Genomic DNA, 21,966 nt, shown 5'->3' with positions numbered 1-21,966 from the left:
GAAGGAGTGGCCACTTGTGGATGTGGGAAATCGCGCGACAAGGCTGAAGCCTGACACCGACCGGTTGCGTTCGGACATCGAAGCGCTGTCGGGCTTCGTCGACGAGACGAAGCCCGGCTGGACCCGAAGGCCGTTCACCGTTTGGTATGACCGCAGCCGCGACTGGCTTGCGGAGCGTATGCGGGAAGCCGGCCTCACGGTGCGTGTGGACGCGGCGTCCAACCTGATCGGCTTGCTGCCGGGCAGCGATCCGAGCCTCCCGCCCATCATGATCGGCTCGCATACCGATACCGTAACCGGAGGCGGCCGCTTTGACGGCATTATCGGCGTGCTGGCCGGCATCGAAATTGCGCGGCTGCTCAAGGAGAACGGCATTGCGCTGCGGCACCCGCTCGAAGTCGTCGACTTCACGGCGGAGGAGCCGAGCGAGTTCGGCATTTCGACGGTCGGCAGCCGGGGCATGGTCGGCAATTTGCCGGACGAGATGCTGGAGCGGACGGACGCGTCCGGGCTTACGCTGCGGGAAGCGATCGCGCGGCAGGGCGGCTCGCCCGAGAAGCTGGCGGTTCAGGCGCGAAAGCCCGGCAGCGCGGCGGTTTACCTCGAGCTGCACATCGAGCAGGGACCGGTGCTGGAGCAGACCGGCCATAAGCTCGGCGTCGTCCTGGGCATCGTCGGCATCCACCGCTATCGCGCGACGATTGCGGGAGAGCCGAACCACGCCGGCACGACGCCGATGAGCATGCGCCGCGACGCGCTCGCCGGCTTTTGCGAAATAGGGCTCGCGTTCGAGCGGCTTTGCCGGCAAACGTACGCGGCGGATGTCGTCGGCACGATCGGAAAGCTGACCAACGAGCCGAACGCTTCGAACGTCGTGCCGGGCACGGTCGTCTTCGATATGGAAATCCGCTCGCTGGATACGAGCGTATGCGAGGAGATTTACCGCGCTTTCGCCGAGGAAGCTTCGCGGATCGCCGCTGCGAGAGGATTAGACCTCCGATTGGAGCCGCTCTCGAAATCGGAGGCGATTCCGGTGGAGCCGAAGGTCAAGGAGCGCATTTACGAAGCCTGCGCTAGCGTCGCGCCGACGGCGATGCTGCCGAGCGGAGCGGGGCACGATGCGAATCAAATCGCGAAAATCGCCCCGATCGGCATGATCTTCGTCCCGAGCCGCGGCGGAAGGAGCCATTGTCCCGAGGAATGGACCGATTTCGAGGACGTTGCGGCCGGCGTGGAAGCGCTGGCGCGGGCGGTATTGTCCTTTGACGACGATCCCGCGCCGGGCGGGGAGGCGTGAACGCGGTGGCGGACGCTTACGAAGTCAACAAGGACCGGCTGTGGAGCACCTTACAATTTCTTGGCAAAATCGGTCAAGATAAAAGAGGCGGCGTCACGCGGCTGTCGCTTACGGAGCCGGACATGGCCGCCAGAGCGTACGTCGAAGGCTTGATGAAGGAAGCGGGCCTGACGGTTCGCCGGGACGAGGCGGGCAACCTGATCGGGCGTCTGGAGGGCGACCGGCCCGGGCTGCCTGCGGTTATGACCGGCTCGCACATCGACACGGTCGTTCAAGCGGGCATCTTCGACGGAGCGCTCGGGGTGCTCGGCGGCATCGAAGCGCTGCGGACCGTCAAAGAGCGCGGCATCCGGCATCGGCATCCGCTTGAAGTCGTCTGCTTCACCGATGAGGAAGGCGTTCGCTTCGGCGTCGGCTACTTGGGAAGCCGGGCGATGGCGGGCGCGTGGACCGGCGAATGGCTCGACGCGGCGGATGACCGCGGCATTACGCTGCGGGAAGCGTTCGAACGCGCCGGGCTCGATCCGGAGCGGATTGCCAACGCGCGGCGCGAAAAGAAAACGGTGAAAGCGTACGTGGAGCTTCACATCGAGCAGGGACGGGTGCTGGAGGAGAGGCAAGCTCCCATTGGCATGGCGACCGCCATCTACGGCCACTGCTGGCTGCGCGTGACGCTGAAGGGCCGGGCCGATCATGCCGGGACGACGCCGATGGCGCTGCGGCGCGATCCGGCGGCTGCGGCCGCGGAAGCGCTGCTGGCGGCGGAACGGACGGCGCTCCGGTACGGAGGGGTCGCCACGGTCGGCACGATGTCGCTTGCGCCGGGCGCGATCAACGTGATTCCGGGGGAAGCGTCGTTTACGGTCGATTTGCGTCATGACGACTCCGCGACGCTGCAGCGCATGAAGCGCGATCTGTGCGGCGAAATCCATGCGGTGTGCAAGCGAAGGCGCCTGGAGCCGGTCATCGACGTGCTCGACGAGGAAGCGCCCGTAAGCTGCGGTCCGGCCGTTCTTGAAGCGATCGAGCAAAGCTGCCGCGCTTCCGGCATTCCCGTGCAGGCCCTTGTTTGCGGAGCGGGCCATGATGCCGCGGCGATCCGCGGCTTGTGCGAGGTCGGGATGATTCTGGTGCGTTCCCGAGACGGGATCAGCCATCATCCGTCGGAGTGGAGCAGTCCGGACGACTGTGCGGCCGGAGCGAATGTGCTGCTGAACGCGTTGCTAAAGCTCGCAAACCGTACATAACCAAGATGATGTAATTCCGATTGACTTTCTTGGTTTTATTGATTATTATATAAAAGTAATTAAATTATCAATAATTGATAAATTATACAGGCTGGAAAGGAGGGATTCGGATGGATGTCCTGACCGGGGCATACGAGTACGTGCTGAACAACGGCGACAGGTTCTGGGAAGCGGTGCGCGTCCATCTGTCGCTCAGCCTGCTCGCCCTGCTCATCGCGACGGCGATTTGCGTTCCGCTCGGGATCGCGTGCGCCAAGAAGCAATGGTTGACCGGCACGATCATGGGCGTGTTCAATTCGCTGAGAGTCATTCCGAGCTTGGCGATTCTCGTCATCATCTTGCCGCTGATGGGAACCGGCTTCGCGCCGGCGCTCGTTGCCTTGACCATCCTGGCCTGCCCGCCGATCCTCATCCATACGTACATCGGCTTTCGCGGGATCGAACCCTTCGTCCTCGAAGCGGCGGCCGGCATGGGGATGGGACCGGGCATGATTTTGCGCAAAATCGAATTTCCGCTCGCCATGCCCATCATGCTTTCCGGTTTGAAGACGGCGGCCGTCGAAGTGGTGGCCAGCGCGACACTGGCCGCTTTTATCGGCGGAGGCGGACTTGGGACGTTCATCATTAACGGTCTCGGAATGTACAATTTCTCGCTGCTGCTTGTCGGAGCGGTGCCCGTCGCGATACTGGCAATCCTGTCCGAAGTCGGATTTGCGGGAATCGAAAGAGCGGCAACCCGGTTTCAAAGATCCTAACTTGAGAGGGGCAAGTCAACCAACATGAAGAAAAAAGCATTCTCCCTGGCCGGCCTGATCCTGGCATCCGCGCTTGTCGTCAGCGCATGCGGATCGAAGAACGCTTCGTCGGACAAGCCGGAAATTACCGTCGGCTCGAAAAACTTTACCGAATCGCTCATTCTGGGCGAAATGTACTCGCTCGCGCTGGAGAACGCCGGCTACAAGGTCAAACGAAAGCTCAACCTCGGCGGCACGCTCGTTGCGCACGAAGCGCTCAAGAACGGCGATATCGACATGTATCCGGAATATACCGGAACCGGCCTGATCAACGTGCTTCAGCTTCCGCCGAAGTCGGACGCCAAGGAAGTTTATGATGAAGTGTCCAAAGGCTACAAAGAAAAGTTCAAGCTCATCTGGCTCGAGCCGACGAACGCCAACGACTCGCAAGGCCTCGTGACGACGAGGAAGGTCGCTGAGAAGTACAACCTGTACAAAATCTCCGACCTGCCGAAGCTGGCGCCCGAGCTCAGGCTTGCCGCGGTTCCCGAATTTGAAGAGCGCGAGGACGGCCTGAAGGGACTGAACGACTTCTACGGCAAAATGGACTTCAAAAGCATCAAGCTGTACGACTACGGCGTAAAATACCGCGTCATTCTGAACGGGGAAGCGGACGTCACCGTCGGGTTTACGACGGACGGCGATTTGACGAACAAGGACCTCGTGCTGCTGGAGGACGACAAGAAGTTCTGGCCTCCGTACTACGTCGCTCCGGTTATCCGCGAGGAAGTGCTGAACAAAGATCCGAAGATCGCGGAAGTGCTCAACGCAGTGTCCGCCAAGCTCGATAACGAGACCGTTCAAAACCTGAATGCCGAGGTCGACATTCACAAAAAAGAGTACGAGGAAGTAGCGAAGGCGTTCTTGGAAAAAGAAGGCTTGCTGAAATAAGGTAATCGTGATATTCGCGGGTCTCCTCCGTTATCGGGGGAGACTTCTCCTGTAGGAGTTGATTGATGATGAAGAAAGAAGCGATCGTCTTCGATCGGGTGACCAAAACGTTCCCGAAAGCAACCAAGCCTTCCGTAAACGAAACGAGCCTGGTTATCGAGCAGGGGTCGTTCGTCACGATCCTGGGCGCGTCCGGGTCGGGAAAGACAACGCTGCTGAAGATGGTCAACCGGATCATCGAGCCGACCTCCGGCACCATTTCGCTATTCGGCAAAAACATTCGGGAGATGCCGGCAACGGAGCTGAGGCGGAGCATCGGATACGTCATCCAGCAGGTCGGCTTGTTTCCGCATATGACGATCGAGCAAAACATCGCCACGGTTCCGAACATCCTGGGCTGGGACCGCCGCAAAATAAGCGAGCGCGTCGACTATTTGATGGACCTCGTCCATCTTCCGCCGAGCTATAAAACGCGATATCCGCGTCAGCTTTCCGGAGGGCAGCAGCAGCGCGTCGGGATCGCCCGGGCGATGGCCGGCGACCCGGCCGTTCTGCTGATGGACGAGCCGTTCGGCGCGATCGATGCGATTACGCGCACCAAGCTGCAGGACGATTTTCTCGAAATCCAGAAGAAGCTCGGCAAAACGATTCTATTCGTCACGCACGACGTAGACGAGGCCTTCAAACTGGGAGACCGCATCGTGGTCATGAACGAAGGTTCGATCCAGCAGTACGACACGCCGCTGAACCTCGTAACCCGTCCGGCCAACGAATTCGTCAGACGGCTCATTCAAGCCGACGATTTGTTCCAGCGGCTGCAACTGATGAAGGCGGAGGATCATATGCTCGCCTGGACGGAAGCGGACGCGGCGGCGGGGACGGAGAACGTTCCGCGCGTGCGCGGCCAGGACAGCTTAAGAACGGTCCTGCAAAAGCTGCTCCAGCACGATGCTCCTTATGTCGCCGTCGTGAACGGCGAGGAGAAGCCGGTCGGCAAAGTGACGCTCGAGCAGCTCAAAACGGCAAACAGCGGGTGATGGAGCGATGATGGACTATTTTCTCAACCATTACGACGAATTGTTCACGCTGCTTACGGAGCATTTCGTGCTGACGTTCGTCTCGCTGCTGATCGCGCTGCTGATCGCGCTTCCGGTCGGCTATTATTTGTCGCGCCACCGGCGCATCTCCGTTCCGGTCATGTCGGCGCTCGGCATCATCTACGCCGTTCCGAGCTTGGGCATGTTCGCGCTGCTGATCCCTCTCGTTGGCCTGGGGACGAAGCCTGCCATCATTGCGCTGGTCATCTACAGCCAGCTTATTCTCGTCCGGAGCGTCATTTCCGGGTTTCAGTCCATCGATCCGGCGGTCATCGAAGCGGGACGGGGCATGGGTTTTAACAATCGGCAGTTGTTTTACAAGATCCAGCTCCCGCTTGCGCTGCCCGTTATCCTTGGCGGTCTCCGCGTCGCATCGGTCTCGGTCATCGGCATCGCGACGATTGCGGCTTGGGTGAACGCGGGCGGCCTCGGCGTCGTTTTGTTCGAAGGGCTGTATCAAAACTCGGCGCCGAAGATTGTCTGGGGAACGCTGTTCGTATCGGCTCTAGCGGTTGCGACCAACCAGGTTTTGCTTTTATTGGAGAAGAGAGCGATGTTAAAAGCGCGCGGCGAGCATCGGGTGTGATATAATGAGGGCGTTATCAGACCATCGTTTTTTTCTGGGGTGTATATTTTGAGCGGAACGCAAACGTTAGGCCGCGCGATTGATATTTTATTCGTGCTGGCGGAGTCAAGGTCGACGCTTACCGTGAGCGAAATCGCCGAGAAGGTCTCGATCCCGGAAAGCACGGCGTATCGCTTCATTCAAACGCTCATTAAGAACGGCTTCGTGGAACGCAAAGGCAGAGGGCGGATCGGGCTGGGCTTAAGGATATTCGATCTGGCGCGCAGCCTGTCCCAGCAAATCGAACGGGAACTTCTGACCATTGCGCGGCCGGTGATGGAAGAACTGACGAACCGCACGAACGAAACGACCGTCTTGTTTGTCCGCGCCGGCTCCAAAGCGGTTTGCATCGAGAACGTGACAAGCCGCAGGCTGATCCGGATGTCGATCGAGAACGGCCGGGTTCTGCCGCTGTACTCCGGAGCCTCGGGCAAGGCGCTGCTGGCTTTCGAGAGCGAAAAGACGATCGAAGAAGTGTCGAAGATGTTTCCGGCGGAAACGAACAAACAGACGCTGCTGGCGCAGCTTGAGCAAATCCGAAAAGACGGTTACTGCATCACGCTCGGCGAGGTGGACACCGACGCGTTCGCCGTGGCCGCCCCCATACTCGATACGCAGCAGCGTGTGGTGGCGAGCTTATCGGTGGCGGGACCGATTCACCGTTTGAACGATGACGTCGTTTCCTCCACGATTCAATATGTGAAAGAAGCCGCGTCGCAAATCTCGCAGAAGTTGGGCGCGCTTATATAATCTTGCCGTTGCTTGAAGTTGGCTTGATTACAGAAGTTTAGAGAGCGGTTTCCGCTCTTTTTTTGGTTTGAGCATGAAGTAACCCGGTATGGATACGAATGATTCTTCGCCCAAAGACCACACGTTTCACGCCTTTGTTTACATTGCCGGTTAATCCATTTTTAATAAAAACGATCAACAAGCGTGTCTGTTCAGGACGAATTTCTGCCTGCGCGGACACGCTTTATTTAGTTTGTTTAGTTAAGTTCACTACTTGAAAATACAGGGGAACCCGAACTGTTGTTTATATAAACAAAATCTAAAATTATAACTAAAATACAGTTGACACAAATAAAATTGAGTGATAGGATGAAAACGCAAACAATTGGTTTGTGGTTGTGTATTGGCGAAACCGTGGTGTGTTTAGTTGTTTTTCAATTTTTGTTTAGTTTGTTTGAGTCCTCAATTGGCGGCAGGACCGCTTAACCCAGCAAACGGAGGCAATACGGGATGAAAAAGTTGAAACTTGGCTACGCGCCCACGCGCCGATTCGTGTTCAGCGCCGAAGACGCATTCAGGTACAAAGTGATGATCAAGGAGAAAATTCAAAGCTTCGGTTTGGATATCGAGATTGTGGATCTGGAAGGTCTTAATCCCGAAGGGCTTTTGTACGACGATCATATCCATGCCGACCTGATTGTCGAACGGTTCAAGAAAGAAGGCGTCGATGCGGTCTTTTTCCCGCACTGCAATTTCGGCACCGAAGACACCGTGGCCCGCGTCGGCAAAGCGCTTGGCAAACCGGTGCTGCTGTGGGGGCCGCGCGACGAGGCTCCGCTTGAAGACGGCATGCGCCTGCGCGATACGCAATGCGGCCTGTTCGCCACAGGCAAAGTGCTGCGCCGTTTCAATGTGCCGTTCACCTATGTGACGAACAGCCGGGTGGACGATCCGGTGTTTGAACGCGGATTCACCAATTTTATCGCCGCCGCGAACGTGGTTCGGCACTTCCGCAGCCTGCGGATTCTTCAGATCGGGCCCCGTCCGGCTTCGTTCTGGACGATGATATGCAACGAAGGCGAGCTGCTGGAGCGGTTCGGCATCGAAATCCATCCGATTACGCTTGTCGACATTCAGCGCGCCTCGAAGCGGATCGAATCGGGGAACTCCGCGGAGCTCAAGGAAGCTATCGATTATATAAAGGAAAAGCTCGACTACTCCGAAGTTACCGAAGCCGATGTGAAGCGCATGGCTTCGCTGAAAGTGGCCATGAAGCAATACGCGCAGCAAACAGGCAGTACGGCGATTGCGATCCAATGCTGGTCCTCTCTGCAGGAGGCGATGGGGATTATGCCCTGCCTGGCAAATGCCATTCTGACCGACGAGCGAATTCCGGTTACCTGCGAAACCGACATTCACGGAGCCATCACCTCCGTTATGGTGCAGGCGGCCGCGATGAACCAAGCGCCTACGTTTTTTGCCGATTTGACGATCCGCCACCCGGATAACCCGAACGGAGAGTTGCTGTTTCACTGCGGCAACTTCCCGGTATCGCTCTCCGTCGAGAACAAACCCAAGCTTCGCAAGCATTTCCTGTTCGACGATCATTCGCCGGGCACGCATGAAGGGGAAATCAAAGGCGGCAGCATGACGCTGGCGCGTTTCGACGGCGATCACGGGGAATACCAACTGTTCCTTGGCCGCGCCCGCGGCATCCGGGGACCGTACACACGCGGCTCCTATGTATGGGTGGAAGTGAACGACTGGCCGCTGTGGGAAGAGAAGCTGGTCACGGGACCGTACGTGCATCATTCAGTCGGCATTCATGCGAACGTCATTCCCGCTCTTTATGAAGCGTGCAAGTATATTCCGGGGCTTACGCCCGATCCGGTCGATCCGACGGAAAGCGAAATCCAGGCATGGCTGAGGGGCAAGGACCTGTGAACAAGGAGGACTTATGGAGATCAGGGAATTGAAAGCGAAAGCGATCCAAATCAGGATGGACCTGCTGAAGATCATCCATCGCGCCAAAACCGGGCACACCGGAGGCTCGCTCAGCAATACCGATATTTTGACCGCTCTTTATTATCGCGTGATGAAGATTGACCCTCGCAACCCGAAATGGGAGGAAAGGGACCGCTTTATAGCCAGCAAGGGACACTCGGTGGAGTCGCTCTGGTGCATTCTTGCCGATCTCGGCTTCTTCCCGAAAGAGGAGCTCGGAACGTACAGCCAATTCGGTACGAGGCTGATCGGCCATCCCAACAACAAAGTGCCGGGTATCGAGATGAACACCGGAGCGTTGGGTCACGGACTGGCGATTTCCGTCGGTATGGCGCTTGCGGCAAAGAGGGACGGCAAAAGCTATCGCGTGTTCTGCCTGATGGGCGACGGCGAGCAGGCCGAAGGCTCGGTATGGGAAGCCGCGATGGCCGGCGCCCATTACAAGCTGGATAATCTGGTCGGCATTATCGACCGGAACCGGCTGCAGATCAGCGGTTCGACCGAAGACGTCATGGGTTTGGAGCCGTTGGAGGAAAAGTGGAAGGCGTTCGGCTGGCATGTCGTGTCTATCGACGGCAACGACATGGCTTCGCTGATCGAAGCGTTTGAAGCGGTCCCTGAAGTTGCAGGCAAACCGACGCTGATCATGGCCAATACCGTCAAAGGCAAAGGCGTATCCTTTGCCGAAAACGTGCCTCACTGGCATCATCATGTGCCGAACGACGAGGAGCTTGAGAAAGCTCTAGCCGAGCTTTCGGCCGCCCTCGACCAATTGAAGCAGGAAGAGCAGGTGCAATAGATCATGAAGAACACCATACCGAACAGGCAGGTCATCTGTGAAACGTTGTTGGAGCTGGCCCGCCACGACCGGGATATCGTGGTGCTTGCCAGCGATTCCCGCGGCTCGGCCGCGATGGCGCCGTTCGCCAAGGCGTTCCCCGAGCAGTTCGTAGAGGTCGGGATCGCGGAACAGAACATCGTCGGCATTTCCGCAGGCCTTGCCCATAGCGGAAAAAAGCCTTTCGTGACCTCGCCGGCCTGCTTCCTGAGCATGCGCAGCATCGAACAGATCAAGGTGGACGTGGCGTATTCCGCCACCAACGTCAAGCTGATCGGCATCAGCGGCGGCGTCAGCTACGGCGCGCTTGGCATGTCGCACCATTCGCTGCAGGATTTGGCGGTGGCGCGGGCCATCCCGGGACTTTCCGTTATGCTGCCGGCCGATCGCCACGAGACCAAGAAAATGACGGAAGCGCTCGTGAAGCATGTCGGAGGCGTATATGTCCGCATTGGCCGCAATCCCGTGGAAGATGTCTATGAATCGGACGACTACGAATTTGTCATCGGGAAAGCGGTGACGATGCGCGAAGGATCGGACATCACGATCATCGCCGCCGGGGAAACCGTGCGGGTTGCCTTGGACGCGGAAGAAGCGCTCAAGCAGGCAGGCATATCCTGCCGCGTCATCAACATGCACACGATCAAGCCGCTGGACGAAGAAGCGGTGATTCGGGCCGCACGGGAAACGGGACACATGATTACCGTTGAGGAGCACAGCATTTTCGGAGGGCTTGGTGCCGCAGTGGCCGAAGTCGTCGCTCAGCACCATCCGGTGCCGATGCGCATTCTCGGCATTCCGGACGAACCGGCCATCGCCGGAAAGACGGCGGAAGTGTTCGCGCACTACGGCATCAGCGCGGACAACATCAAGCGGATTGCGCTTGAAATGCTCGGCAAGCAGGAGCGGCGCGAATGAATAAGGACTATATATTGGCGATTGACCAGAGCACGTCGGGCACGAAAGCGCTCGTTGTCGACAAGTCCGGAAGCATTGTCGCGCGAAGCTCGACCGGGCACAAGCAGATGTACCCCCATCCCGGTTGGGTGGAGCACGATCCGTTGGAGATCTATAGCAATGTCAAGAAAACCGCTCGCCAGGCGTTGGAGCTGGCCGGTATCGGACCCAGCCGGCTTGCCGCGCTTACCCTCACCAATCAGCGAGAGACCGCCGTCATGTGGGATCGGGAAACCGGGCTGCCGGTGTACCCCGCGATCGTATGGCAATGCCAACGGACGGCCGACGTTTGCGCCGCGTATAAAGCGTTGGGACATGAAGAAACGGTGCGTGCCAAGACGGGCCTGATGCTGGACCCTTATTTCTCGGCAACCAAATGGGCATGGATCTTGGAACACGTGGAAGACGCGCGCGTGAAGCTCGCTGAGGGGAAGCTGCTGGCCGGAACAATCGACAGCTGGCTGCTCTGGAAGCTCACGTGCGGCAACGTTCACGCCACCGATTTTACGAATGCCAGCCGCACGTCCCTCTTTAATATTCATACCCTTCAATGGGATGAAGAGATGTGCGGCTTGTTCGGAGTGCCTTGCGAACTGCTCCCCGAAGTGAAGTTTTCCGATGACGTATTCGGTTATACCGAAGATTCCGAGCTGTTCGATGAGCGGATTCCGATTTCGGGCGTTATCGGGGATTCCCAAGCCGCGCTTTACGGTCAATTTTGTTTTCAGCCCGGCATGGCCAAAGCGACGTACGGCACCGGCACGTCGGTGCTGATGAACGTAGGGGAGAAGTACGAGCCGACAGGGAAAGGGAACGGGCTTGTGACCGCCATCGCCTGGGGAATGCGGGGGAAAGTCACCTATGCGCTGGAAGCCGTCATCCGCACCTCCGGAGATAGCCTAAAATGGGTGCGGGACAATCTGGGGCTGTTCGGCACGTTCGAAGAGATGGAGCAGCTGCTTGCGCAGGCGCCGGACAATGAAGGCGTATACCTGGTTCCCGCGTTTGTCGGACTCGGCGCCCCCTATTGGAATCCATACGCCAGAGCGGCAATCGTCGGCATGAACCGGGGTACCGGCAAAGCGCACATCATCCGGGCCGCATTGGAGAGCATCGCCTATCAGGTGCGAGACGCGGTAGAGCTGATGCAGTCCGAATCCGGCATCCGGCTTCGGGAGCTGCGGGCCGACGGCGGCGCTTCCGAAAATGCGGCGTTGATGCAGTTTCAGGCAGACCTGCTGATGCAAACGGTCGTCAAATCCGATGTCGCCGAGCTTTCCGCGATGGGATCGGTATACATGGGAGGACTCGGCACCGGTTTTTGGGAATCTCCCGCTGACATCCCGGCGCGGCAAAAAGGGTGCCGAACATATGAGCCTTCCATGGATCCGGATAGGAGAGAGCGCCTTTACGCAGGATGGAAACGAGCGGTTAGCAGCGTGTTGAACATCGGATAAACGAAACGCCGGGAAAACCCGGTTTTGCCATGAGGAGGTGAGACCATCAGACACGTTCCGCGTTCATGAGGCCGTTAAGTTGTAGGGTACATTAACAATCGGAAAAAGGGAGAGGACAGTATGAGATGGAGCAAAGCGTTGACGATTTTTGTCATGACCTTTGTTGTAATCGGTTTCGCGCTGGTCGGCTGTTCTACGGGAAGCCCGTCCAACCGTGCAGGAACCGAGAGTCAAGGTCAAAAGAATACGCCGGATGCCAATACCGATTCCGGGAACAAACCATCCGCCGCGTCCGGACAGAATACCCAAAAGTCGAATTTGATCGTGATTATCACGCCTTCGCATGACAACCCGTTCTTCAAATCCGAAGCGGCAGGCGCCGAAGCGAAAGCGAAAGAGCTGGGTTATGAAACGCTTGTGCTGGTTCACGACGATGACGCCAATAAACAAAACGAACTGATCGATACGGCCATTGCCCGCAAAGCGGCGGCCATCATTCTCGATAACGCCGGAGCGGACGCTACCGTTGCGGCGGTCCAAAAGGCGAAGAATGCGGGCATTCCGTCATTTCTGATCGACAGGGAAATCAACAAAACGGGCGTTGCGGTTTCGCAAATCGTTTCGAACAACTATCAAGGCGCAAAACTGGGCGCGGAAGAATTTGTGAGACGGATGGGCGAGAAAGGCAATTATGTGGAGCTGGTCGGCAAAGAATCCGATACGAACGCGAGCATCCGTTCCAAAGGGTACCACGATGTCATCGACCAATATCCCGACATGAAAATGGTCGCCCGTCAAAGCGCGAACTGGAGTCAAACGGAAGCGTTTTCCAAAATGCAATCCATTATTCAGGCAAATCAAGATATCAAAGGGGTAATTTGCGGGAATGACACCATGGCTATGGGGGCGATGGCCGCACTTAAAGCAGCGGGCATGAAAGATGTCATTGTAGTCGGCTTCGACGGCAGCAATGATGTACGGGATTCGATTCTTGCCAATGAAATCAAAGCTACCGTATTGCAGCCCGCATATGACATCGCTCAGCTTGCCGTGGAGCAGGCGGACAAATATATCAAGACAGGTTCGACCGGAGCGGAAGAGAAACAATTGATCGATTGCGTGCTGATCACGGCAGAGAACGCAAAGCAATTGGATCATTTCGCCTTAAAGCGGCAATAAGCCGGATCCATGAGGGATGGGCGCATGATGCGCGCCATCCCCGAAAATTCCCATTACAGTTGGTGAAGATAGGATGAAGCGAGACATTGGCGGTACGGACAAGAGAAAACGGCTTGCGGCTAAAGGACGAAAACTGTACGGTGTTCTTCTCTTGGTTTGCTTCATGAGCGTCGTGTCGGGCTGCAAATGGTTCACCGTAGTGAAAATCGATGAGGCGGGCAATCCATCGGCGCATAGCGGCGCGGCCGCTGCGGAGGCCGGAGCCCTTGATGCGGACAATTACGTCGGCACGATATGGAACGATAAAGTGATTCCGTATATGACGGACAAAGCGGCGGATATCGTGGCGGTGTTAAAGGACATGAAAGCAAATCCGGATGCGGCAGCCGAAAAATATGGAGCCCGTCAAGGCAACTTTATCGTGAAGGGTCAAGGAAAAGCGTTGAGCGTCAACCGGGAGTCGCGGGCCGGCACCATGGACGTCGACTTGCCGCCTTTTGACGGCAGAACGGATGTAAAAATACAAATCGGTCCCGTCATTAAAGGAACGTCGATAAGGGATTGCCTGGAATTCATCAAGTTCGACGACTTTAAAAACCAGGTGGAATTCGCTCAACTCTCCAACTCCATAAACCAAAAAGTGAACGATGACGTGGTGAACAAGCTGGATTTCGACACCGTTCAAAATAAAACGGTTCAATTTATGGGCGCCTTTACCGCTGACAGCAGCGGAGAAATACTGATTACGCCGGTGCAACTGCAAATCGCGCAAGGAGGCAATTCGTAATGGCGTTATCGAACACCGGGGAAGTCTGTCTTTCCGCGAGAAAGATTACCAAAAGATATCCGGGCACCCTTGCGCTCGACCGGGTGAATTTTAACGTATACCGCGGAAAGGTGAATGTGCTGATCGGGGAAAACGGCGCGGGAAAATCAACGTTGATGAAAATAATCGCCGGCATCGAACGGCCGGACGAAGGGACGATCGAGCTGAACGGAAAAGAAGTGCATTTTGACGACACGAGACACGCGGCGGAAATGGGGATCGGCATTATCCATCAGGAATTGAACTTGTTTCCGAACATGACGGTTGCGCAAAATATTTTCGTTGCCCGCGAGAAGCTCCGTTACGGAATGATCGTGGACGACAAACGGCATATGGAGGAAGCCCGAAAGCTGCTCGAACGTTTGGAACATCCCCTCGATCCTCGAACGCTGGTGCGCGATCTTCGGGTCGGGCAACAGCAGATCGTCGAAATAGCCAAGACGATGGCGCAGCCCAATTTGCATGTGCTGATCATGGATGAACCTACCTCATCTCTGAGTACGGCGGAAGTGGAAGTGCTGTTCCGGTTGATTGACGAATTGAAAGAACAAGGCATTTCCATTATTTATATTTCTCACCGGATGGAAGAGATCATGCGCATCGGGGATTACGTTACCGTATTGAGGGACGGACGCCTTGTCGCGGAAGCCAAGGTGAAGGACATCGATATTCCCTGGATCGTTCGGAATATGGTAGGCCATGAAGCATCCGTTTCGAAACCGAAACCGGAAGCGGAACGATTCGGAGAAGAATTGCTCCGTGTAGAGGGGCTGACTTTGCCGGGTAGAAGCGGGGGCTTTGCTTTGGAAAACATCTCGTTTTCGCTCCGCAAGGGAGAAATATTGGGCATATACGGACTGCTCGGTTCCGGCCGCACCGAGATCCTTGAGTGTCTGATGGGGATGCATCCCGAGGCAACCGCCGACATCTATTTGGAAGGGAAAGAAATCAAGGCAAGATCGATCCGGGAACAAATCGAACGCGGTTTTGCCCACGTCCCGGAGGATCGCCAGCGCGAAGGTCTTGTGCAAACGCTTTCTGTCGCAAAAAATATTACGCTCTCCAGTTTAAACAAGTACGCCCGATGGTTCCATCTGGTTCAGAAAAAAGAGGAAGAGCATGTTCGGAATACGATAGAGGACTTGTATATAAAAGTTGCCGACAGCAATCTCCCTGTCCTGTCGCTGAGCGGAGGAAATCAGCAGAAAGTCGTCATCGGCAAAGGGATTCTGACGGGCCCTAAAGTGCTGCTTCTTGACGAACCGTCGCGCGGAATCGATGTCGGGGCCAAGGCGGAGGTGTTTGAGCTGATCCGCCGTTTCGCCTCCCAGGGACTCGGCATCATACTGGTCGCCTCGGAATTAAAAGAAATCGTTTCCATTTCGGACAGAGTCATCGTATTGTCCAACGGCAGATTGACCGGGGAATTTGCGGGCGAACAAATAACCGAAGAGGCTCTGGTTCTGGCTTCTGCCGAAGGTCAACGAGCGATCCGAGTATAAATTACTCTGTTTATAAAGGAGCACGTAATCCGATGATTGAATTAAAGCCAAAACGGAATCGGGAATCCCAAACCCATGTTGGAATCGGGATGATTTTGCTCAAATTCCGGACGTTTATCGCGCTTATTCTGCTGATTGTATTCTTCAGCTTCTCCGCCCCCAATTTCCTGACGTCGCACAGTCTTATTTTGATTGCGAGCCACGTCGTGTTGTATGCGATTCTCGGGATCGGCATGACTTACGTAATTGTGGCCGGGGGCATCGACTTGTCCGTCGGCTCGATTGTCGGTTTGTCGGGCATGATAGCCGGAGGACTGATTTATGAAGGTTTGGCGCTGCCGATGTTCGGTGTCAAGATTTTTTTCAACGTGTTTGTGGTCATCTTGATTACGTTGATGATGGGGGCATTGGTCGGAGCCGTCAACGGGTTATTGGTAACCCGCTTTCATGTGGCGCCGTTTATTGCTACGCTTGGAACGTTATACGTGGCTCGGGGAGCGGCAATGCTCCGTTCGAACGGGGAGACGTTTCCCAACCTGGTCGGAGATCCCGGGCTCGGCAATACCGGTTTTCCGGTGTTGGGGGCCGGAAATCTTCTTGGCGTGCCTCTTCCGGTCTGGATCATGGCGATCATCGGCCTTATTGCCGCTTATATCTTCAAGAAAACGCCCCTGGGATGGCATATTTTTGCGGTAGGCGGCAACGAAAAAGCGGCGGAGCTTTCCGGAATCCGCGTGAAGCGCGTCAAAATGTTCGTTTACATGTTCTCCGGCTTTTGTGCCGCGATGGTCGGACTGATCGTCTCCAGCCAGTTGGTGGCCGCACATCCCGCGACAGGGGAAACATGGGAATTGAACGCGATTGCCGCAGCGGTTCTCGGCGGAACCTCCCTTGCCGGCGGAAGGGGAACCATCGGCGGAACGATCGTCGGGGCGTTCGTGATCGGCGTCTTGAGTGACGGCATGGTCATGATCGGAGTCTCCGAGTTTTGGCAAATGGTCATAAAAGGAACCGTCATTGTGCTGGCCGTCATCGTCGATCAGATCCAACGGAATTTGCAAAACAAACTGGTTCTGCAAAGCAGAAGCGCGGCCTAATATGGGCCCAAATTCAAACAGTCCCGACCAATCGCTCAAGGTTCGACGAGTCGGGGCTGGTTTTGTTGTCAAACAACTTGAAGACAAATCACTTGCTTGCTTTCCGGGCCATCAAGAAATGCTTGATGTACCCGAATCCCATCAGTTTCTTGCGATTTTCGTCCCATATGCGGAAGTTGAGCGATTTCAGACTTGACCAAAGGGTGACCGGCGCAACATCCTGGAACATCGTGTTTTCTTTCTGAACGCGGTCCAGATAGTAGTTCGGCACCCGGGGGCTCAGGTGGTGAATATGATGGAAGCCAATGTTTCCCGTAAACCAATGCAGAACCTTTGGCAGCTTATAGAAGGAGCTTCCGCGCAAAGCCGCGCTCAAATGATCCCATTTGTCGCCTTTTTCAAAGTAGGTCCCCTCAAACTGGTGTTGAACGTAGAAGAGCCAGAGGCCGGCCAGACTGGAAAGCAGAAAGATCGGTCCATGAACCAATAAAAACGCTTGCCAGCCGATTGCCCAACAAAGCAGCCCGGCGACAGCGGCGATTCCGAAGTTGATCGTGTAGGTGTTAAGCCGTTCCTTCATCCGGGCTCCCTTCCGGTTAAACCGGTATGCAATGAGGAAAACGTAGGTGGGACCGAGTCCGAACATAATCAGGGGGTTTCGGTACATGCGGTAAGCCAGCCGTTTCAGCCGCGGCAGCGCCAAATATTCCTCCACTGTCAACGTCCAGATGTCCCCCATGCCGCGCCGATCCAGGTTGCCGCTGGTCGCGTGATGGACCGAATGACTGCGCCGCCACTGATGGTATGGGCAGCAGGTTAAGATGCCGGCAAGCGTTCCCAATACCACGTTGGCGGTGCGGTTGGCAAAGAAGGCGCCGTGGCAGCAGTCATGAAAGATGATGAAGATCCGGACCAACAAGCCGGCTGCCAGAACGGCCGGAACCAAGGCCAGCCAATAAGACACCGAAAGGCTCCAATAGGCAGCGTACCAGAGCGTAAAGAAGGGGACAAAGGTATTTGCGATTTGCCAAATGCTCCGCTTCAGGCTCGGTCTTTCGTAAGGTGCGATAATTTTGCGCCAGTTTTTCTTCTCGTTGTGTTCGATCGCCATAACTCCTCTCGCTGATTCAATAACTGAAATCATCAAAGCGTGTAAAATGTCCTTTTATAACAACGACCGCTAATGAAGATTAGCGGTCGTTGGGTACTTTGTAAAGTATAATGGATGTTCGCAGTGTTTCAGTTACAATAAGGATAACATTCCGGATAATGGAAGTCAACGTTTATGTTCCGGGCGTGTTATTCGTCTGTGATAATGTCACGGTGTAACTGTTCTGAGATAATGTCACTATGGGACAGGAGAAGATTACATTGATAAAAGCAGAACTGAAAAAAGTGTTGGTTATCGAAAAGCTTGTTGCTCGACAAATCAAGGTCGCTGAAGCCGCGGAGTTACAGCAGCTTTCTACACGGCAGGTTTTGCGCCTTAAAAAAACTTATCTCGCGGAAGGAGCTGAAGGTATTGCCCATAAAAATCGGGGGCGCAAACCTGTTCATGCGATTTCTGACTCGATTAAGGAGCATGTAGCCACGTTGTATCAAAACACCTACTATGGCTGTAATAACTGTCATTTTGCTGAGCTTTTGCAGGGACGTGAATCCTTGACTCTTAGTGTATCCACGGTTCGCCGTATCCTCTTGGAAAAAGGCTTGAAACAAGCCAAACAACGACGCCGGGGCAATGTTCATCGCCCCCGCAATCGCAAGCCTCAAGCCGGGATGCTATGGCAAATTGACGCCAGCCCTTATGCCTGGCTGGAAGATAGAGGTCCCCAACTTACATTGCATGCTGCCATTGACGATGCTACCGGAACTATCGTTGGCGCTGTCTTTCGCCCAATGGAAACACTGGAAGGCTATTTCACCGTTATGCAGCAAGGGATTGAGAAATACGGCCTTCCCCTTGGCCTATACAGTGACCGGCATACCATCTTCCGCTCTCCCAAGGAGTCGTTGACGCTGGAGCAGGAATTGGCGGAAGAGATCAAGCCGCTATCACAATTCGGCAAGGCAATGGCAGAACTCGGCATTACTCATATCAAAGCGATGACCCCGCAAGCCTAAGGGCGTATAGAACGACTGTGGGATACCTTTCAAGACCGTTTGGTCATTGAACTTCGGCTGCTGGGTGTAAGTACGCTGGAAGAAGCTAATCGAGCATTGCCGGAACTCATAGAAAAACATAACCGCACTTTTGCGGTTGAACCACAGGAGGCGGAATCCGCATACCGTCCTCTACCTGCGGAGACCGATTTGGAGTATGTTTTTGCTGTTCGAACTTATAGACAGATTGGTTCAGGCCAAACTCTTTCCTATGGGGGAAAACTTTATACACTAGCCGAAAAGCCTTCACAGCCCTTTGAGGCGAAAACAAGCGTGGAAGTACGGGAAACTATGCAGGGTAAGCTGGTCATTTGGCATAAAGGACAAGCATTAGAATTACGGGAAACCCAAAAACCATCCCGTCGTCAGGAAACCAAGCCAGAAACAAAAACAGCGAGCCCTGCGCCGCCACGCAAGCCCGCTGCTTCGCATCCATGGCGTAAACCATGGTCTCAAAAGCAAATCCAACGTAGCATAAATGTGTGACGATATGCAAGTATTTGGGATATTCCTTTTTTCCCCTGGCCTTCTCCTACTAAGACCCTATCCGAAAACCATTATGAACAAGTAGGAAAACGGTGGAAAATGTCGAATTCCTTCAAGAGAAGAGTTTGGAGAAGATCGTCATGGCAACCGCACCGAAACAGCAATCCTTTTCAATTCCCGATGAGTTGTGGAATAAAATCCAACCCTTGTTACCGGTGGAACCGCGAAACCGAAGGGCGGTCGTCCGCGTATGGACGATCATCAGGCGATGACGGCAATCTTTTACGTGCTCCGCACGGGTATCCAATGGAAAGCGTTGCCTCGTGAGATGGGCGCCGCTTGTACGGTGTTTGATCGTTTTCAATACTGGCAAAAGCAAGGCGTTTTCAAACGCATGTGGGAAGCGGGATCAACCGTTTCCGCCGACTGCTCGTTCGTTGGGAGAAGAAGTGGAGAACTACGAGGCGATGCTCCATTTTGCTTGTACTTCTCCATGCAGAGGTTTTCGGATAAGTTCTTAGAGGATCTGGTTGTAGAATACAGCGACGAGGCAACAGAGAGTGTGGCGGCCGCCCCCAGAATAATGCGGCACTCCAATATTTGCCGGAAGAAGTCCCCCGATGATTTGTCGAAACGAGATTAAATCAATGGGACGTGCCCCGATCAAGGATCCGTTAGCTTATGTTTCATATCCGGAACGGAAGGATTACACGGTCGATGAGATCCATAAAAAGCGGGAGCATGCTTTGAATGTTAGAAAGACACAACAAGGGAGGCACACTCCCTAAAGAAGGAAGGGGTGCAGTGGATTTGGAAAACATATTACTTCTCTTGACTTCCTCTAATTTTTCGGCGCTTGATATAACCATTCAACGTAGTGTATACCGTGAGTTTTACACCTTGGTCTATAGGGTGGTCATACAAATGGTCAAAGATCATGCAGCCACAGAGGACATTATACAAGAGGCATTTCTGAAGGTGATTCGAAATGTTCCAGTTGTTGATAATGAAACCCAACTGAAAAGCTGGTTAAAAGTTGTCGTTCGGAACACCACATACAACTACATCCGAAAAAATAAAAAAAACTGCAACCAAATTGACTCCGATAATGTTTTTTTAGATAACAATATTGCCTACGCTACTGATGCAGAAATGATCGAGGACCACATTGAGATGAAAATGATGGCCGACATGATTGGTCGGTATCTTCAGGACCTTAAACCAGAATTCCGCTGTCTAATTGAAATGCGCTGGAAAAACTGCATGTCGTATAAAGAAATTGCAGAGGAACTCCATACAAGCGAGGATTCAATCAAATATAAGTTGCACCGAGCTCGGAATTCGATCAAAAAGCGCTTTATCAAGGAGTGGGGTGAGAGTAAATGAACAAAGATGAATTTGATCGGCTCTTTGATACTGCTTTTGAAGAAGCAGTCAAAAAACAATTGCCGGTTGCAAACCCCGAACCTTCATGGCAGCGGCTTGAACCAAAATTGAAAGCACGTCGATCGCATAAACGGTTTTTGCTTTTACCATATGTAGTGGCCGCTTCATTTCTTATTGGCGCGTTCATCGTCGGATCACCGACAGCCACAAAAGCATTCAGCCCGTTCTTTCAGACCATTAAGCAAATTCAATCGGGTGTCGTGAGTTTTATTTTCGGGAACGATGCTGAACCGACCGGCAAGGCGAGAACAGCGCCTCCTCCTGACTCTCCACTCGAAAACGAAGGAAAAAGCATCGATTCCGGCGTGCTTCAAGAGCAGCATTATGAAACGTGGGAAGAAGCGGGCGACCACTTGCTATTTCCCGCTCCTAAAATCGGCTATATACCCCCGGCGTTCATTTTGAATGATGTCCTTGTTTTTTCAAAAGGCGGAGAGAACGCGAAGAAGGCCGTCCTTATCTATAGGGATCCGAATGCAGGAAAATCGTTCATGATAACTATTCGCATGTTGGAGAAAAACGAAACAGTGACTTCAGGATTTGATAAGGATGCTGGTGACTACAAAGAAGTTAACGTCAAAGGTCAGACCGGTTTTCTCTTCTTGACGAAGGATGGTCGTTCCAGTTTGGACTATATGACAGGTAACATTCTAATCTCGATCTCCGGCGGATTATCGGAAGACGATATTATTAAGGTAGCCGACAGTATTGGCTAAAATAAACACAGGGAGGGCTAATATCTGCCGCTCCCTGTTTGGTTTACTTGGCTAAAATCGTATTCGACGTGTAATTGCCTTGCTCATATGTGCCGTTGTTACTGACCCAATGCACCGTGCGCGCCCGGTAATAGTAACCGGAAACCGTGCCGAAGACCGCATATCCATTAAACAGCATCTTATTCGAAGCACTTACCGTTTGAGAGCCAACCTGCACCCAAGCGCTCCCCGTCCATTTATCGAAATATATGGTCGCCCCGATCGAGGCAACGGTTTGCTTCGCGATGGTTGTAACCGTAACTTCGGCCGTCTGATTCCCCTTGTCTACTGTGTTGCTATCGCCTTGATCGAGGTATTTGAAGGATGGGTCAAAAAAACCTTCAATCGTCATTTCGATTGGCGGAGGCGGTGTTTTCGCTTCGATTGTACTGGGTTTAGCGGCGTGTGTAACACTTGGTGGAACTAAAAGCATGGAACATACCACCACTGCAAACATATAGACCAGCGGTTTCACTTGCTTCATATTGACACCCTTTCACATGATTTTTCTACCATATTTAAGAACACCAACAGATTTGAGTTGGTTGCGATTCTGGAAAAAAATCTTGCAACCAA

At 54.4% G+C, this 21,966-nt stretch carries 19 protein-coding genes and 2 pseudogenes; 19 read left to right on the top strand and 2 right to left on the bottom strand.

Going from position 1 to position 21,966, the window contains the following annotated elements:
• Positions 1 to 16: 16 nt before the first annotated feature.
• The 15 genes from F560_RS0105480 (at position 17) to F560_RS0105410 (ending at position 16,540) form a co-directional block, all read left to right on the top strand.
• Entirely contained in the window at positions 17 to 1,297 is a 1,281-nt protein-coding gene (locus tag F560_RS0105480; protein WP_019004716.1) for a Zn-dependent hydrolase, read from the top strand.
• 5 nt (positions 1,298 to 1,302) lie between these two features.
• Positions 1,303 to 2,544 (top strand): Zn-dependent hydrolase, encoded by a 1,242-nt coding sequence (locus F560_RS0105475; protein ID WP_019004715.1) that lies wholly within the window; start codon positions 1,303 to 1,305, stop codon positions 2,542 to 2,544.
• 110 nt (positions 2,545 to 2,654) lie between these two features.
• The gene (locus tag F560_RS0105470) at positions 2,655 to 3,299 is read left to right on the top strand and encodes an ABC transporter permease (protein ID WP_019004714.1); all 645 of its coding nucleotides are present in this window, start codon (positions 2,655 to 2,657) and stop codon (positions 3,297 to 3,299) included.
• 24 nt (positions 3,300 to 3,323) lie between these two features.
• Positions 3,324 to 4,229: an ABC transporter substrate-binding protein gene (locus F560_RS0105465; RefSeq protein ID WP_019004713.1), complete on the top strand. Its 906-nt coding sequence runs from the start codon at positions 3,324 to 3,326 to the stop codon at positions 4,227 to 4,229.
• Between the two features lie 65 nt (positions 4,230 to 4,294).
• On the top strand, positions 4,295 to 5,266 hold the full coding sequence (locus F560_RS0105460) for an ABC transporter ATP-binding protein (protein WP_019004712.1): 972 nt from the start codon (positions 4,295 to 4,297) through the stop codon (positions 5,264 to 5,266).
• A gap of 7 nt (positions 5,267 to 5,273) precedes the next feature.
• Entirely contained in the window at positions 5,274 to 5,912 is a 639-nt protein-coding gene (locus F560_RS0105455; protein ID WP_019004711.1) for an ABC transporter permease, read from the top strand.
• 48 nt (positions 5,913 to 5,960) lie between these two features.
• A complete protein-coding gene (locus F560_RS0105450; RefSeq protein WP_020621268.1) occupies positions 5,961 to 6,701 on the top strand; it encodes an IclR family transcriptional regulator in 741 nt (246 codons plus the stop codon).
• 489 nt (positions 6,702 to 7,190) lie between these two features.
• Positions 7,191 to 8,624, top strand: coding sequence for an L-fucose/L-arabinose isomerase family protein (locus tag F560_RS0105445; RefSeq protein ID WP_019004709.1), 1,434 nt, complete (start codon positions 7,191 to 7,193; stop codon positions 8,622 to 8,624).
• Positions 8,625 to 8,637: 13 nt separating this feature from the next.
• Positions 8,638 to 9,483 (top strand): transketolase, encoded by an 846-nt coding sequence (locus F560_RS0105440; RefSeq protein WP_019004708.1) that lies wholly within the window; start codon positions 8,638 to 8,640, stop codon positions 9,481 to 9,483.
• 3 nt (positions 9,484 to 9,486) lie between these two features.
• Positions 9,487 to 10,440 (top strand): transketolase family protein, encoded by a 954-nt coding sequence (locus F560_RS0105435; RefSeq protein WP_019004707.1) that lies wholly within the window; start codon positions 9,487 to 9,489, stop codon positions 10,438 to 10,440.
• Entirely contained in the window at positions 10,437 to 11,936 is a 1,500-nt protein-coding gene (glpK, locus tag F560_RS0105430; RefSeq protein ID WP_019004706.1) for a glycerol kinase GlpK, read from the top strand. Before F560_RS0105435 ends, glpK begins: the two co-directional genes overlap by 4 nt.
• 120 nt (positions 11,937 to 12,056) lie before the next feature.
• Complete coding sequence (locus F560_RS0105425; RefSeq protein WP_019004705.1) at positions 12,057 to 13,115, top strand: D-ribose ABC transporter substrate-binding protein; 1,059 nt, start codon at positions 12,057 to 12,059, stop codon at positions 13,113 to 13,115.
• A gap of 73 nt (positions 13,116 to 13,188) precedes the next feature.
• Complete coding sequence (locus F560_RS22595; protein WP_083932008.1) at positions 13,189 to 13,902, top strand: DUF2291 family protein; 714 nt, start codon at positions 13,189 to 13,191, stop codon at positions 13,900 to 13,902.
• Positions 13,902 to 15,443 carry a sugar ABC transporter ATP-binding protein gene (locus F560_RS0105415; protein WP_019004703.1) on the top strand — a complete coding sequence of 514 codons (1,542 nt, stop codon included), beginning with the start codon at positions 13,902 to 13,904 and terminating at the stop codon, positions 15,441 to 15,443. The genes F560_RS22595 and F560_RS0105415 overlap by 1 nt, the downstream gene beginning before the upstream one ends.
• A 32-nt stretch (positions 15,444 to 15,475) precedes the next feature.
• Positions 15,476 to 16,540 carry an ABC transporter permease gene (locus F560_RS0105410; protein ID WP_019004702.1) on the top strand — a complete coding sequence of 355 codons (1,065 nt, stop codon included), beginning with the start codon at positions 15,476 to 15,478 and terminating at the stop codon, positions 16,538 to 16,540.
• An 88-nt stretch (positions 16,541 to 16,628) separates the two neighbouring features.
• On the opposite strand, the gene desA is transcribed toward F560_RS0105410, so the two are convergent.
• The gene (gene desA, locus F560_RS0105405) at positions 16,629 to 17,651 is read right to left on the bottom strand and encodes a Delta(5) desaturase DesA (protein ID WP_019004701.1); all 1,023 of its coding nucleotides are present in this window, start codon (positions 17,649 to 17,651) and stop codon (positions 16,629 to 16,631) included.
• Between the two features lie 260 nt (positions 17,652 to 17,911).
• On the opposite strand from desA, the pseudogene F560_RS26595 reads away from it, so the two are divergent.
• The 4 genes and pseudogenes from F560_RS26595 to F560_RS0105385 all read left to right on the top strand — a co-directional run bounded on the left by F560_RS26595 (position 17,912) and on the right by F560_RS0105385 (position 21,351).
• Positions 17,912 to 19,189 (top strand): annotated as a pseudogene (locus tag F560_RS26595) (ISNCY family transposase).
• A 140-nt stretch (positions 19,190 to 19,329) separates the two neighbouring features.
• Positions 19,330 to 19,598 (top strand): annotated as a pseudogene (locus tag F560_RS24900) (transposase); the annotation flags it as partial.
• A gap of 341 nt (positions 19,599 to 19,939) precedes the next feature.
• Positions 19,940 to 20,575 (top strand): RNA polymerase sigma factor, encoded by a 636-nt coding sequence (locus tag F560_RS0105390; RefSeq protein WP_245554808.1) that lies wholly within the window; start codon positions 19,940 to 19,942, stop codon positions 20,573 to 20,575.
• A complete protein-coding gene (locus tag F560_RS0105385; RefSeq protein WP_019004696.1) occupies positions 20,572 to 21,351 on the top strand; it encodes a DUF4367 domain-containing protein in 780 nt (259 codons plus the stop codon). Before F560_RS0105390 ends, F560_RS0105385 begins: the two co-directional genes overlap by 4 nt.
• A gap of 43 nt (positions 21,352 to 21,394) precedes the next feature.
• On the opposite strand, the gene F560_RS22585 is transcribed toward F560_RS0105385, so the two are convergent.
• Positions 21,395 to 21,874 carry a hypothetical protein gene (locus F560_RS22585; protein WP_019004695.1) on the bottom strand — a complete coding sequence of 160 codons (480 nt, stop codon included), beginning with the start codon at positions 21,872 to 21,874 and terminating at the stop codon, positions 21,395 to 21,397.
• Between the last annotated feature and the right edge of the window lie 92 nt (positions 21,875 to 21,966).

Source organism: Cohnella laeviribosi DSM 21336, assembly GCF_000378425.1.
GTDB classification, from domain to species: Bacteria; Bacillota; Bacilli; order Paenibacillales; family Paenibacillaceae; genus Cohnella; species Cohnella laeviribosi.
This window is presented reverse-complemented; position numbering and strand designations above follow the sequence as displayed.

What these genes read in the sequence shown, in the direction of transcription:
- F560_RS0105470 (WP_019004714.1), top strand. Translation starts at nt 2,655, where the DNA reads ATGGATGTCCTGACCGGGGCATACGAGTACGTGCTGAACAACGGCGAC.
- F560_RS0105465 (WP_019004713.1), top strand. Translation starts at nt 3,324, where the DNA reads ATGAAGAAAAAAGCATTCTCCCTGGCCGGCCTGATCCTGGCATCCGCG.
- F560_RS0105460 (WP_019004712.1), top strand. Translation starts at nt 4,295, where the DNA reads ATGATGAAGAAAGAAGCGATCGTCTTCGATCGGGTGACCAAAACGTTC.
- F560_RS0105455 (WP_019004711.1), top strand. Translation starts at nt 5,274, where the DNA reads ATGATGGACTATTTTCTCAACCATTACGACGAATTGTTCACGCTGCTT.
- F560_RS0105445 (WP_019004709.1), top strand. Translation starts at nt 7,191, where the DNA reads ATGAAAAAGTTGAAACTTGGCTACGCGCCCACGCGCCGATTCGTGTTC.
- F560_RS0105440 (WP_019004708.1), top strand. Translation starts at nt 8,638, where the DNA reads ATGGAGATCAGGGAATTGAAAGCGAAAGCGATCCAAATCAGGATGGAC.
- F560_RS0105435 (WP_019004707.1), top strand. Translation starts at nt 9,487, where the DNA reads ATGAAGAACACCATACCGAACAGGCAGGTCATCTGTGAAACGTTGTTG.
- glpK (WP_019004706.1), top strand. Translation starts at nt 10,437, where the DNA reads ATGAATAAGGACTATATATTGGCGATTGACCAGAGCACGTCGGGCACG.
- F560_RS0105425 (WP_019004705.1), top strand. Translation starts at nt 12,057, where the DNA reads ATGAGATGGAGCAAAGCGTTGACGATTTTTGTCATGACCTTTGTTGTA.
- F560_RS22595 (WP_083932008.1), top strand. Translation starts at nt 13,189, where the DNA reads ATGAAGCGAGACATTGGCGGTACGGACAAGAGAAAACGGCTTGCGGCT.
- F560_RS0105415 (WP_019004703.1), top strand. Translation starts at nt 13,902, where the DNA reads ATGGCGTTATCGAACACCGGGGAAGTCTGTCTTTCCGCGAGAAAGATT.
- F560_RS0105410 (WP_019004702.1), top strand. Translation starts at nt 15,476, where the DNA reads ATGATTGAATTAAAGCCAAAACGGAATCGGGAATCCCAAACCCATGTT.
- desA (WP_019004701.1), bottom strand. Translation starts at nt 17,651, where the DNA reads ATGGCGATCGAACACAACGAGAAGAAAAACTGGCGCAAAATTATCGCA.
- F560_RS0105390 (WP_245554808.1), top strand. Translation starts at nt 19,940, where the DNA reads ATGTTAGAAAGACACAACAAGGGAGGCACACTCCCTAAAGAAGGAAGG.
- F560_RS0105385 (WP_019004696.1), top strand. Translation starts at nt 20,572, where the DNA reads ATGAACAAAGATGAATTTGATCGGCTCTTTGATACTGCTTTTGAAGAA.
- F560_RS22585 (WP_019004695.1), bottom strand. Translation starts at nt 21,874, where the DNA reads ATGAAGCAAGTGAAACCGCTGGTCTATATGTTTGCAGTGGTGGTATGT.